Here is a 12,416-nt window from a genome sequence, read left to right on the forward strand (position 1 = left end):
CTCCGGAACAGGTCAGGCTTGTGCTTGTTGATCGGCAAGCTGTTGGCGCAGGCGTTTCTTGTCTACTTTGCCGACGGGCGTCAGCGGCAGTTCATCCACGCAGGTAATACGGTCGGGCAATTTATAGTCGGCGACGCCCAGTTCGCGCAGGTGGCGTCGCAGCGCCACCGGCTTGATCGGCTGACGGGAAACGATAAAGGCGCAGCTCTTTTCGCCCATCAGCTCATCCTGCATCGACACCAGCGCCGCATGGATCACGTCGGCATGGCGCTGCAGGAGGTTTTCAATCTCCTCTGCGGCGATCTTTTCGCCGCCGCGGTTGATCTGATCCTTTTCACGGCCCTGTACGGTGATGTAGCCCTGCGGGTTAATCTCGATCAGATCGCCCGAGCAGTAAAAACCCTCAGCGTCGAAGCTGGCCGCGTTGTGCTCCGGGCTTTTGTAATAGCCGCGAAAGGTATAAGGGCCACGCGTCATCAGTCGGCCGATAGCGCCGGTTGGCAGCGGATTGCCGTTTTCGTCTGCCACCCAGACCTCATCGTCCGGTGAAATTGGACGGCCCTGCGTGGTGAGTATGGTTTTCTCGTCGTCGTCGAAGCGGGTGTAGTTCACCAGGCCTTCAGCCATGCCGAACACCTGTTGCAGCCGGCAGCCGATCTCGCTCTGAATACGCGCCGCGATGGTTTCGCTCAGCTTCGCTCCGCCGACCTGCATACGCTGCAGAGACGCCAGCGCCTTATTGCTGCCCCACTCATTGATCGCCTGCAGCCAGAGGCTGACGGCGGGCGGCACCAGGCCGGTGTCGGTCACCTGATGCTTTTCGATCAGCGGGAAGCAGTTCGTCGCGCTGGGATCTTCGGCCAGAATCACCTGGCCGCCCGCATAGAAGACGCCCAGCGAGCCGGGCGAACTCATTGCAAAGTTATGCGGCGCGGGCAGGGCGATCAGGTAACGCGTTTCGGCCGTGACTGCGCAGATCTCGTCGCTGGCGCGAATGCTGTAGTAGTAGTCATTATGAGTACGCGGGATAAGCTTTGGCGTTCCGGTGCTGCCGCCGGAGAGCTGGAAAAGAGCCACGTCGTCGGCGGCGGTCGGCGTTGGCCGGTAGTCGCCCGCCGCTTCGGCCATCAGCGCTTCCAGGGTAGTGTCCGGCTGGCTGTCATTGCGCAGGATCACCTGCCGCAGCGAGGGCTGGGCGGCGCACAGCGCGTCGATAAAGCTATCGTCGGCGAACAGCGCATGGCGACGATCGGCGATCAGCAGCGCGGGTTCGATCTGCGCGGCGTAGGCCTGCAGCTCGGTGCGCTGGTGGCTGAACAGCGCATAGACCGACACGACGCCCAGCTTAAACAGGGCGAAAACGGTGACGTAGAAGTCAGCGACATTGCCGAGCTGCACCAGCGCGGTATCGCCGTTTTTCAACCCGCGGCGCTGTAGCGCGGCGGCCAGGTTGTCGCTGCGCTGCGCCAGCTGACGGTAGCTCAGCTGCAGATCGCCCTCGATAATGGCGATGGCGTCGCTGTTTTTATGACGCTCCAGGATATCGGTCATCGGCACATCCAGCCAGTAACCTTTCTCGCGGTAGCGCGCCGCCAGATCGTCTGGCCAGCGGTGGTAGGGGATCGACATGGTATTTCCTTTATTGCAGTCCAAAAGCGCGCAGCATGGTGTCGAGCTTGACACCGGTCTCGCGCCATTCTGATTCCGGTTGCGAATCCGCCACGATGCCCGCGCCAGCGAACAGGCGCACCCGCGCGCCCTGTACGGTGCCGCAGCGGATGGTCACGACCCATTCGCCGTTGCCCTGATCGTCGCACCAGCCAACGATTCCGCCGAACAGCCGACGGTCAAACGGCTCCAGCGTCTGGATCAGCTGCTGCGCGCGCTGATGCGGGAAGCCGCTCAGGGCTGGTGTCGGATGCAGCAGACAGGCGAGCGACAGCGCGTTCTCCTGTTCGTCGAGCGCTTCGCCGTCGATCTGCGTCGCCAGATGCCACAGCGTGGCGGTCGTCAGCAGAGAAGGGGTGGCGGGAACCGAGAGCAGGCGGCTGCGCGGCTGCAGCACCTCACGCATCGCATCTGTCACCAGCTTATGCTCGTGGCGATCTTTCGCCGACTGCATCAGAGCGTCGCCGGCGGCCCGGTCGCGCGCTGCGACGGCGTCGCGACGCGCAGATCCGGCGAGCGGACAGGAGCTGAAATCGCGCCCCTCTTTGCGCAGCATCAGCTCCGGGCTGGCGCCGACCAGCGAGCCGCCCTGCGGCAGCGGCAGGTGAAAGTGATAGCTGTCAGGGTTTTGCGCCACGATGCGCTGCATCAGTGCGGCGATATCCACCGGCTGTTCCGTCACGATATCCATCAGGCGCGACAGCACCACTTTATCCAGCTCGCCGCGCTGCGTGGCCATAACGGCCTGCGCCACCATCGCGGTAAAAGCATCGTGCTCCGGCACGGCGGCGCGGCGACGCACCTGCGGCAGCGGCGCCTGAACCGCCGTCAGCGCACCTTGTAAATCGGCGCGGTCAAAGGTCTGATGCGATTCAGGGATAAACAGCGCGGCGGGCTGCGTGACGTCGAAGGGGATAGCGCCGACCAGGATCGGATGGGCAATACCCTGTTTTTTTGCCGCGGCGAAGTGGCGGCGCAACTGCTGTTGAAAATCGCCGTTTAGCGCATCGCCATCGGTCACCGGGGTGGTGACGGTGGTGTAGCAGCCTTGCGTAGCGATACTGCGCCACGGAGATGTGAAGATAAAACCCCGACACAGCGCGGAGAAATCCTGAAGCTGGGGATTTCCAAACGTCAACGTTTCAACCATAATTTTCACCTATAAATGATAAGATAATTAATAATGATTATCATTTGTATTGTGGTTCTGTAACCTACGTTGATTGGGCCGGAGTGTCAATAAATTCGCGGCGTTCAGCGCGCGATCTCAGCGTGTTTCAGAAAGGTGGCAGGGCTTTGTCTTACAGTAAAAGGTGGACTGAATCTTATGTTTAAGCGGACTTTTATGACGGTGGCCGCGCTGCTTTTCGTCACGTTGCTGGCTAACCCGGACGCGCGGGCCGAAGGCGGCTGGCCGCGCACGCTGCAAAGCGCCCACGGCAGCGTGACGCTGCCAAAAGCGCCGCAGCGTATCGTCTCGACCAGCATGACGCTGACCGGCTCGCTGCTGGCGATCGACGCGCCGGTAATCGCCAGCGGCGCAACCGCTCCAGGCAGCCGTCTGGCCGACGATCAGGGTTTTTTTCGTCAGTGGGGCGACGTAGCGAAGCGTAAAAACGTTAAGCGCCTCTATATCGGCGAACCCAGCGCCGAAGCAGTGGCCGCCGAAGCGCCGGACCTGATTATCGTCAGCGCCACCGGCAACGATTCCGCCATTAAGCTGGTGGATCAGTTCTCGGCCATTGCGCCGACGCTGGTGGTGAACTATGACGACAAAAGCTGGCAGCAGCTGGTGACGCTGCTTGGCGAAGCGACCGGCCACGAAGCTGATGCGGCGGCGCGCGTTAAGGCGTTTGATGAGCAGGAGGCGGCGCTGAAGCAGAAAATTACGCTGCCGCCGCAGCCCGTTTCCGCGATGGTATTTAACGGCGATGGCCGCGCGGTGAACCTCTGGACCAGCGAATCGGCGCAGGGCAAGCTGCTGGAGCAGCTCGGCTTTACGCTCGCCGTGCCGCCCGCCAACCTGCAGCAGATGCACAGCATGGGCCAGCGCAAAGATATTATTCAGCTCTCTGGCGAAAATGTCGCCAGTGGCCTGAACGGCAATAGCTTCCTGCTGTTCGCCGCAGAAGATCAGACCGCGCAGCAGTTGATGCAAAACCCTTTCCTGGCGCAGACCGCAGCGGTGAAACAGCGGCAGGTTTATGCGCTGGGCGCGGATACCTTCCGTCTTGACTACTACAGCGCCAGCCACCTGCTGGCGCGTCTGGAGCAGCTGTTCGTTAAGTCATAACGCTTCGTCCGCCAGCGTCGGCGCTGGCGGCTGATAGCGTCGTAGCCTCGCCATCAGGATCCACATCGCTAACCCCAGCAGCGCCGCGCCGAAACCGAAAAGCGCGGCGGCCTGCTGCGGCAGCAGCCATGTCCCCATCGCGCCAATCAGCGCCGCGCCGACTGCATCGCCGGTAACATTCTGCGCCGTCCAGAGGCTGTTGATGCGCCCCAGCAGCGCATCAGGCGTCAGCGACTGGATCAGCGTGTATTGCACCAGGCTGTTAATGGCGTTGAAGTAGCCGAACGCCGCCAGACACGCCAGGCTGAGCGCGAACAGCGGCATCAGGCTAAACAGCCCAAGCGCGAGAAAGGCGGCGATAGCGCTGCCCAGGATCAATCTCCCAGGCTGCGGCGACTGCGTCAGGCGTCCGCTGGTCAATGCGCCCAGCGCCGCGCCGAGCGGCACGGCGGCATACATCAGGCCCAGCTCATCGAGACTGACCTGCCAGTGCGGCGCCAGCGCCGGATAGAGCACGCGCACCGCGCTCGCCAGCGTTACCAGCGCGCCGATCAGCGCAGCCATACCGACCACCGGCGCGGCGAAAAGAAACTGCACGCCGCTGGCAAGCGCCCTGAGCGGATGCTCGCGCGGCTGGGGCGGCGGCGGCATCACGGGCAGCCTGAGCAGGGTTAACACGGTGAGCAGCGTACCGAAGGCGGCGAGCGCGTAGTTCCACGCCGCGCCGCCGTGCGCCAGCACCACGCCACCGATGGCGGGCGAGAGGATCGCGCCGAAGCGTACCGTCAGCATGGTAATGGCGCCCGCCTGCATCAGATTTTCGCGTCCCACCAGCGCCGGGGTCGCCGCCAGCAGCGCGGTGACCCCGAGCGCGCCGAAAAAACCGTCCCATAAACCCAGCAGGAAAACCGCGCTGACCGAAGGCGTCGGCAGCGAAGCGTTAATGGCCAGCGCCACGAAGCCGAGGCCGCAGGTGGATCGCGCCATCAGGATCAGACGCTTGCGTTCATAGCGATCCGCCAGCACGCCGCCGGTCAACAGCCCGATAAACATGCCTGCGCCCGCCAGGGTGACCGCCAGCCCGACCAGCGCAGGAGAGCGGGTCAGCTGCTGAATTTGCACCGGAACGGCAATGGCCAGCATGCCGAGCGCGACAATAGAGATAAAGCGGGCGATAAAAACCGCGCGAAAAGCGGGATGGGTCTTCAACAGGCTGAGGTCGATCAGATGGGAGGGTTTGGTCATTTCTGTGCCTTTTGCTGCGGTTTTCCTCGTTATGGTCGAGGAGAATCATGGTAACATACAAAATACGAGTAATAACGATAACAAGTATCATTATCAAATTGATGCGCCAGACGCGTCAGTGAACAGTGAAGGTTCGGAACGTTATGCGCCAACTCACCGCAATAGCCGCCTCAGGGATGCTGCTGTTGCTCTTGCTCGCGCTCAGCCTGATGCTCGGCGCCAAATCAATCGCCATCCATGATGTTTATCTTGCCCTGACTACCCGCTGCGACAGCGCCGACTGCATAATTGTGCGCGAAGCGCGCCTGCCGCGTACCCTCGCAGGTTTAATGGCGGGTTGCGCGCTGGGGCTGGCGGGCGCGCTGATGCAGAGCCTGACGCGTAACCCGCTCGCCGATCCCGGCATCCTGGGCGTTAATGCGGGCGCAGGTTTTGCCGTGGTGCTCGGCATCGCCCTGTTCGGCGCGGATTCGCCCGCCGACTGGCTCGGCTTCGCCTTTGGCGGCGCGCTGCTGGCGTCGCTGCTGGTGGCGCTGACCGGCGCGCTCGGCGGCGGCCGCGTAAATCCTGTGCGCCTGACCCTGGCGGGCGTGGCGCTGGGCGCGGTGCTGGAAGGGCTGACTTCCGGCCTTTCTCTTCTGAACCCCGATATTTACGATCATCTGCGCTTCTGGCACAGCGGCTCGCTGGATATTCGCAGCGTTGCTGTACTGCGCGTGACGTATCCGGCTGTGGCTGTGGGCGTGCTGATTGCGCTGCTGCTGTCGCGCTCGCTCAACAGCCTGAGCATGGGCGGCGATCTGGCGACGGCGCTCGGCACGCGCGTGGCGCGAACGCAGATTCTGGGACTGCTGGCTATCGCCCTGCTGAGCGGCGCCGCGACGGCCGCCGTTGGCCCCATCGCCTTTGTCGGGCTGATGACGCCGCATCTGGCCCGCTGGCTGTGGGGCAACGAGCATCGCTGGATGCTGCCTGGCACGCTGCTGATTACGCCCTGTCTGCTGCTGGCCGCCGATATTCTCGGGCGTCTGATGGTGCCCGGCGAGCTGCGCGTCGCCGTCGTTACCGCACTGATCGGCGCGCCGATGTTGATTGTGCTGGTGCGCCGCAAGCTGGGAAGAGGGCAGGTATGAGCCGGGCGATGAGGCATACAATCTGGCTGCTGGCAGCCTGCGCGCTGCTGGCTTTTTTTGGCGTCACCCGCGGCGCGCTGCCGATTACGGGCGCGCAGCTCTGGCAGTTAATCACCGGTGAGGCGGCGCGCAACGTTCAGCTGATTGTGCTGGAGTGGCGCCTGCCGCGCGTGACAATGGCGTTGCTGATCGGCGCAGCGCTGGGCGTCAGCGGCGCGATTTTTCAGTCTTTGCTGCGCAACCCGCTCGGCAGCCCCGACATACTCGGCTTCAATACCGGCGCCTACAGCGGCGTGCTGGTGGCGCTGGTGCTGTTTCACCAGCACAGCGAAGCGATAACGCTGGCGGCGCTGCTGGGCGGCGTACTTACCGCAGGCGTGGTCTATCTTTTCGCCTGGCGCAACGGCGTTGAGACCTTCCGGCTGATTATCGTCGGTATCAGCGTACGTGCGCTGCTGATGGCGCTCAACGGCTGGCTGATTATCAGCGCCTCGCTGGAGGCGGCGCTCAGCGCGGGGCTATGGAGCGCCGGATCGCTCAACGGCATCACCTGGGCGAAAACGACGCCGGTGATCGTCGTGCTGCTGGCGGCGCTGCTGATGACCGCGCTAATGGCGCGGCGTATGCGTCTGATGGAGATGGGCGACGATACCGCCTGCGCGCTGGGCGTGCCGGTGGAGCGCAGTCGGCTGTGGCTGATGCTGCTCGGCGTGGTGCTGACCGCCGCCTCGACCGCGCTGGCTGGCCCCATTTCGTTCGTCGCGCTGCTGGCACCGCAGATCGCCCGTCGCCTGTGCGGCGGCATCAAAGGCGCGCTGCCGCTGGCGGCGCTGTGCGGCGCGCTGCTGCTGCTGGCGGCGGACTACGCGGCGCAGCACCTTTTCCTGCCTTATCAGCTGCCGGTCGGCGTGATTACCGTCAGCCTCGGCGGGCTTTATCTGATTACACTACTGGTTCGGGAGGCACGACGCCAATGACAGAGAAGATTGCCCGCCTGCAGGGCGATGCGCTGACGCTGGGCTACGAGAAAAAAATTGTGGCGGAGGCGCTGTCGGTAACGATTCCGGATGGCGAACTGACGGTGATTATCGGCCCCAACGCCTGCGGCAAATCGACGCTGCTGCGGGCACTGAGCCGCCTGGCGCCGCCGCTCAAGGGGCAGGTGCTGCTCGACGGCGAGGCGATTTCGCGTTTCTCTACCAAAGAGGTGGCGCGGCGTCTCGGTCTGCTGCCGCAAAGCTCGCAGGCGCCGTCGGGCATCAGCGTCAGCGAACTGGTGGCGCGCGGCCGCTATCCGCATCAGCCTTTATTTGGTCGCTGGCGCGATGAGGATGAAGCGGCGGTACAGCAGGCGATGCAGGCGACCGGCGTGGCGGATATCGCTGCGCAGCCGGTGGAGCAGCTCTCCGGCGGGCAGCGTCAGCGCGTCTGGATCGCTATGGTGCTGGCGCAGCAAACGCCGCTGCTGCTGCTGGACGAACCCACGACCTGGCTCGATATTACCCATCAAATTGAACTGCTGGAGCTGATGCAGGATCTTAATCAGCAGCATGGCCGCACGCTGGTGGTGGTGCTGCACGATCTCAATCAGGCGTGTCGCTACGCCACCCACCTGATTGCGATGCGCAGCGGCCAGATTGTCGCCGAGGGCAAGCCGTCTGAGATTATTACGCCGGAGCTGATTGAGGCGGTGTATGGGCTGCGCTGCATGATCGTGCAGGACCCGGTGGCACACACGCCGATGATTGTGCCGCTGGGGCGCGGCGGAAGCGGAAGGACGAATCAAAAACCGCACTAAACATGGCAGAGCGGGTAGTCTGGTCCGAAGAGCAAAGCGTCCCGCGGCATGGATGGCGCGGGCCGAGCGGGCATGGATGCCTTGAGCGACTTTGCGATCGGACCAGACTACCCGTGACCGCACCTTACTCTGGAATCAGGCAAACTTTGCCAGCAACTGCTGCAACTGCGGACCGATCTGCGCGAACATGCGCGGCGAGATAATCTCTACGTGGGCGCACGCCAGCGGCCGAACCTCAAGCTCGCCTACATAGGGCGCCCAGGCGCGGCGCGCATCCTGACCCGGCTGCTGCGTCTGGGTGGCGAGGAACAGCGTGGCGCGGCCGTTGAAGCGCGCGCTGCGTGCCGTCGCCAGCAGGCGTACCGAACTGGCGTAGTTGGCCTCAATCGCATCGAACATCGCTTCCAGCCCTTCGCCCGCCTGCTGACGCTGCGCGGCGACAAACTGTTCGCGTTCGCGGTTAACCTCATCCAGCACCGCCGGATCCAGCTGGTTCTCGCCACGTTTCTCATCCCAGTTCTGCGTCTCAGGCGGCCAGGTATCAAGCAGGCCGAGGAACGCTACCTCTTCGCCAAGCGCCTCCAGCCGCGCGGCGATGCCCTGCGCCAGGGTGCCGCCCAGCGAATAGCCGAGGAAGTAGTAAGGACCGTGCGGCTGCTGCTGGCGCAGCGTGGCGAGGTGCGCGTCGCAGACCGCGTCCAGATGCGCCGCCTGACTGAGCGGGCCGCTGGCGTCGGGCGACTGGATGCCGACGATTGACCAGCGTGCGTCAAGATAGCGCTGCAGAACACTGAACTGCCAGGCGAAGCCCGACGCCGGATGGAAGCAGAAGAGCGTCGGCCCGCTGCCCTGGCGCAGCGGCAGTACCGGCTCGAAGCCAGCGTTTTGCGCCGCCTGCGCGTCGCTCAGCAGGGCCGCCAGCTTCTCAACCGTAGCGGCGACCATAATCTGACCGACGGAAACCGGCAGTTGCAGTTCGCGCCGCAGCTGCGCTGCCAGGCGCATCGCCAGCAGTGAATGACCGCCCAGCGCAAAAAAGTCCTCCTGCGCGCCGACGCTGTCGCGCGCCAGCAGCGTGGCGAACGCCTCCGCCAGCTGCGTCTCCAGTCCCGGCAGCGGCGCGCGGCCCGCGTCGTTCGCGCGGCTTTGCGGCAGCGGCAGGGCTTTGCGGTCCAGCTTACCGTTGCTGCTGAGCGGCAGCGCCTCCAGCTCGACGATCGCGGCCGGCACCATATGCGCGGGCAGCTGTTGCGCCAGCGCGGCGCGTATCGCCTCGGCATCAACCGGCCGATCTGCCACGACATAGCCTACCAGCTGGCGCGCATCGCCCTGCTGCGCGCCGGCGTTGCCCAGCACCACCGCATGCGTCACCGCCTGCAGAACGCCTGGCTGCGACGCCAGCGCATGGTCAATCTCATTCAGTTCAATTCGCTGGCCGCGGATCTTAAGCTGATCGTCGCTGCGGCCAAGGTATTCCACCGCACCGTTAGCGAGCCAGCGCGCAACGTCGCCGGTACGGTACATGCGCGTGCCGTTGCCAAAGGGATCGGCGACAAAGCGGCTGGCGGTCAGGTCGGGGCGGTCGAGGTAGCCGTGCGCCAGCTGCACGCCGGTGAGATAGAGATCGCCAGCGACACCCGGCGGAACCGGCTGCAGGCGCGCATCAAGAATGCGTAAGCCGGTATTCCAGACCGGGAAACCGATCGGCACGCTGGCGCCTTCTACCGCCGCCAACTCGGGGCCGAAAGCGGGATAGTAACTGACGTCTACCGCCGCCTCGGTCGGGCCGTAGAGGTTGTGTAGCGGCACCCGGGTCAGGGCTTCCCACTGACGAGACAGCCCGGCAGGCAGCGCTTCGCCGCTGCAGAAGACGCGGCGCAGGCTGGCGCAGCGCGTAACAGCTTCGTCGTCCTGCAATGAGGCGACGAACGCCGCCAGCATCGAGGGAACAAAGTGCGTGGTGGTGACGCGCCAGCGCGCGAAGAGCTGCTGCAGCGCGTCGGGATCGCGGTGCGCGTCCGGCGGCGCCATTACCAGCTGCGCGCCCGTCAGCAGCGGCCAGAAAAACTCCCAGACGGAGACGTCGAAACTGCTGGGGGTCTTTTGCAAGACCACGTCGTCGGCGGAGAGCGGATAGCTCTGCTGCATCCACAGCAGCCGGTTGACGATCGCCTCATGGCCGACCAGCACCCCTTTCGGTCGTCCGGTCGAGCCGGAGGTATAGATAATATAGGCGCCGTCCTGCGGACGCGGATGCTGAGCATGCTCGCCCGCGGCCGCAGCTGGCAGCAGCGCGTCATAAAAGAGCGGGGCGACAGAAGAAAGCACGGCGAAACGCGCTGCCAGATCGCGGCTGGTGATCAAGGTCTTCGGCGCGGCGTCCTCCAGCATCATTCGCAGGCGATCGTCAGGATAGCCGGTATCAAGCGGCAGATATGCTGCGCCGACGCTAACGATCGCCTGCAGCGCCAGCGACAGAAAGATCGAGCGCGGCAGCGCCACGGCGACGATATCGCCGCGCTGCACGCCGCTGGCGATCAGCTGCTGCGCCAGCGCCTCGACCTGCTGACGCATCTCGCGGTAGCTCAGCTGGTGACGGCTGTCCGCCAGCGCGGGCGCGTCCGGCGTGCGCAGCGCCTGCGCCTGCAGCAGGCTGCTGAGCGTCGCTTCCGGCAGCATTAGGGCGGTCTGGTTGATGCGATCCAGTTGCTGATGCTCCGCCTCGGTGAGCAGATCCAGCTCGCCGCAGGGACGCTCGGGCTGCGCCGCCAGCTGGCGCAGCAGCAGATCGAAACGGCTGGCGTGCTGCGCCAGTACGCTCTCCTGATAACGTTCAGCGTTGGCCAGCAGCTCCAGCGTAAGCTCGCCCTGTTCGCTGATATAGATAGCGATCTCCAGATCGCGCACCGGCCCGGAAGCGAGCTGATGCGTTATGCCCTCAATGCCGTTGAAATCGAGCTGATAGTCAAACATCTTCAGGTTGATAACCGGACCGTAGAGCGGATCGCTATCGCCGAGGCGGCCTGCGTCGCGCTGAACCTGCTCGGCGTCGAAGCGCTGATGGCGGCGCATCTTTTTCACTTCGGCGGCCAGCTGGCGCGCCAGCGCGCTGAGCGGCTGAGCGGGATCGTAGTGCACCGCCATCGGCAGCACGTTAATCACCGGGCCGGTGGCGCAGAGCGCCGCTGAGCCGATGCGGCGCATAAAAATAAAGCCTGCGGCGAAATCATTCTGGCCGCTCAGGCGCGCCAGCCAGAGCGCCACCAGCGCAAAGGCGGCGTCGGCTGCACTGACGTCCATCTGCTGCGTCAGCGTCTGGAAAAGCGCGCGGTCCGGCGAGAGAGTATGGCGCAGCAGCGCGGTGCTGGCGCTCTGTCCAGCCAGCGGCAGCGGGGAGAGGGTGGCGGGCGGCGGCAGCTGCGCGCTCTTCTCGCGCCAGAAGTCGCGGTCCCGCTGCCAGGTCGGCGACGCCTGATAGCGCTGGTACTCCTCTACCACGTCGCTAAAAGGGACAAACGGGGTCGGCTCCGGCGTTTCGTTGCGCATCCATGCGCTGTAGAGGTTGGCGATGCGGCGCGTCAGGGCGGTAAAGCTAAAGCCGTCTACCACCAGGTGATGATAACGCTGATACCAGAACCAGTGCTGCTCACCGAGGCGCATCAGCTGGTGATGCCACAGCGGCGCGCCGCTCAGCACGCGCAGGTCGCCGGACATATCGGCGCGCATCAGGGCGCGCACGGCGGCTTCCGGATCCGCCTCCTGACGCAGATCGACAACCTCAGGCAGCGTAAAGGTCTGCGGCGACAGCCACTGCACCGCTTCGCCCTCACGTTCGCCAAAGGCCATATTCAGCGTGTCGGCCTCCTGCATTCCGGCGACGATCGCCTTGCGCAGCAGCGCGCTGTCCAGCTCGCCGCGCAACTCGACAAAATGCGCGACCGCATAGGCGTTAGCCTGTTGCGACAGCTGATCGGCCATCCAGATGCCGGGCTGCGCCGCAACCAGCGGCAGGATTTTCTGGTCGGTATGAAGGGAATTCATCAGGGTCTCAGACATGGTCGCTCCGGTTCGCAGTCGGGTGAGCGGGGCGAATATCGCGCCAGTTCGCATTGAGCCAGTTCAGACATTCCGCCTGCGGCCGGGGGCCGAATACGCTGCGCCAGCCGGCGGGCAGCGCGCGGAAAGCAGGCCAGAGGCTGTATTGCTGATAAGCGTTTATCAGCACGAGACAATCCTGCTGCGGATCGTCAAAGGGATTAGGTTGCATATCGGTCTCCTG

General features: G+C 64.4%; 9 protein-coding genes. 4 read left to right on the plus strand and 5 right to left on the minus strand.

Going from position 1 to position 12,416, the window contains the following annotated elements:
* Nucleotides 1–12 precede the first annotated feature (12 nt).
* On the minus strand, nt 13–1,629 hold the full coding sequence (locus D7S44_RS12740) for a (2,3-dihydroxybenzoyl)adenylate synthase (protein ID WP_120455384.1): 1,617 nt from the start codon (nt 1,627–1,629) through the stop codon (nt 13–15).
* Between the two features lie 10 nt (nt 1,630–1,639).
* The gene (locus D7S44_RS12745) at nt 1,640–2,818 is read right to left on the minus strand and encodes an isochorismate synthase (RefSeq protein ID WP_120455886.1); all 1,179 of its coding nucleotides are present in this window, start codon (nt 2,816–2,818) and stop codon (nt 1,640–1,642) included.
* Between the two features lie 195 nt (nt 2,819–3,013).
* Between D7S44_RS12745 and fepB the strand changes: the two genes are divergently transcribed.
* Nucleotides 3,014–3,961, plus strand: a complete 948-nt coding sequence (gene fepB / locus D7S44_RS12750; protein ID WP_371315471.1) for a Fe2+-enterobactin ABC transporter substrate-binding protein — start codon at nt 3,014–3,016, stop codon at nt 3,959–3,961.
* On the opposite strand, the gene entS is transcribed toward fepB, so the two are convergent.
* Entirely contained in the window at nt 3,956–5,206 is a 1,251-nt protein-coding gene (gene entS / locus D7S44_RS12755; RefSeq protein ID WP_120455388.1) for an enterobactin transporter EntS, read from the minus strand. The two genes, fepB and entS, sit on opposite strands and share 6 nt — an antisense overlap.
* 143 nt (nt 5,207–5,349) lie before the next feature.
* On the opposite strand from entS, the gene fepD reads away from it, so the two are divergent.
* The 3 genes from fepD to D7S44_RS12770 are packed head-to-tail and all read left to right on the plus strand — an operon-like array spanning nt 5,350 to nt 8,137.
* The gene (gene fepD, locus D7S44_RS12760; RefSeq protein ID WP_120455390.1) at nt 5,350–6,339 is read left to right on the plus strand and encodes a Fe(3+)-siderophore ABC transporter permease; all 990 of its coding nucleotides are present in this window, start codon (nt 5,350–5,352) and stop codon (nt 6,337–6,339) included.
* Nucleotides 6,336–7,316, plus strand: coding sequence for an iron-enterobactin ABC transporter permease (gene fepG, locus D7S44_RS12765; RefSeq protein ID WP_120455392.1), 981 nt, complete (start codon nt 6,336–6,338; stop codon nt 7,314–7,316). The genes fepD and fepG overlap by 4 nt, the downstream gene beginning before the upstream one ends.
* Nucleotides 7,313–8,137 (plus strand): ATP-binding cassette domain-containing protein, encoded by an 825-nt coding sequence (locus D7S44_RS12770; protein ID WP_120455393.1) that lies wholly within the window; start codon nt 7,313–7,315, stop codon nt 8,135–8,137. The genes fepG and D7S44_RS12770 overlap by 4 nt, the downstream gene beginning before the upstream one ends.
* Nucleotides 8,138–8,272: 135 nt before the next feature.
* Here the strand turns inward: D7S44_RS12770 and D7S44_RS12775 are convergent, their stop codons facing one another.
* The gene (locus D7S44_RS12775; RefSeq protein ID WP_120455396.1) at nt 8,273–12,193 is read right to left on the minus strand and encodes an enterobactin synthase subunit F; all 3,921 of its coding nucleotides are present in this window, start codon (nt 12,191–12,193) and stop codon (nt 8,273–8,275) included.
* On the minus strand, nt 12,186–12,404 hold the full coding sequence (locus tag D7S44_RS12780) for an MbtH family protein (protein WP_120455397.1): 219 nt from the start codon (nt 12,402–12,404) through the stop codon (nt 12,186–12,188). The genes D7S44_RS12775 and D7S44_RS12780 overlap by 8 nt, the downstream gene beginning before the upstream one ends.
* Nucleotides 12,405–12,416 lie beyond the last annotated feature (12 nt).

This window comes from Pantoea piersonii (assembly GCF_003612015.1).
Taxonomy (GTDB): Bacteria; Pseudomonadota; Gammaproteobacteria; order Enterobacterales; family Enterobacteriaceae; genus Pantoea; species Pantoea piersonii.

Bases quoted from the DNA above. Each gene is read 5' to 3' on its own strand.
- D7S44_RS12740 (WP_120455384.1), bottom strand. From the start codon at position 1,629: ATGTCGATCCCCTACCACCGCTGGCCAGACGATCTGGCGGCGCGCTAC.
- D7S44_RS12745 (WP_120455886.1), bottom strand. From the start codon at position 2,818: ATGGTTGAAACGTTGACGTTTGGAAATCCCCAGCTTCAGGATTTCTCC.
- fepB (WP_371315471.1), top strand. From the start codon at position 3,014: ATGACGGTGGCCGCGCTGCTTTTCGTCACGTTGCTGGCTAACCCGGAC.
- entS (WP_120455388.1), bottom strand. From the start codon at position 5,206: ATGACCAAACCCTCCCATCTGATCGACCTCAGCCTGTTGAAGACCCAT.
- fepD (WP_120455390.1), top strand. From the start codon at position 5,350: ATGCGCCAACTCACCGCAATAGCCGCCTCAGGGATGCTGCTGTTGCTC.
- fepG (WP_120455392.1), top strand. From the start codon at position 6,336: ATGAGCCGGGCGATGAGGCATACAATCTGGCTGCTGGCAGCCTGCGCG.
- D7S44_RS12770 (WP_120455393.1), top strand. From the start codon at position 7,313: ATGACAGAGAAGATTGCCCGCCTGCAGGGCGATGCGCTGACGCTGGGC.
- D7S44_RS12775 (WP_120455396.1), bottom strand. From the start codon at position 12,193: ATGTCTGAGACCCTGATGAATTCCCTTCATACCGACCAGAAAATCCTG.
- D7S44_RS12780 (WP_120455397.1), bottom strand. From the start codon at position 12,404: ATGCAACCTAATCCCTTTGACGATCCGCAGCAGGATTGTCTCGTGCTG.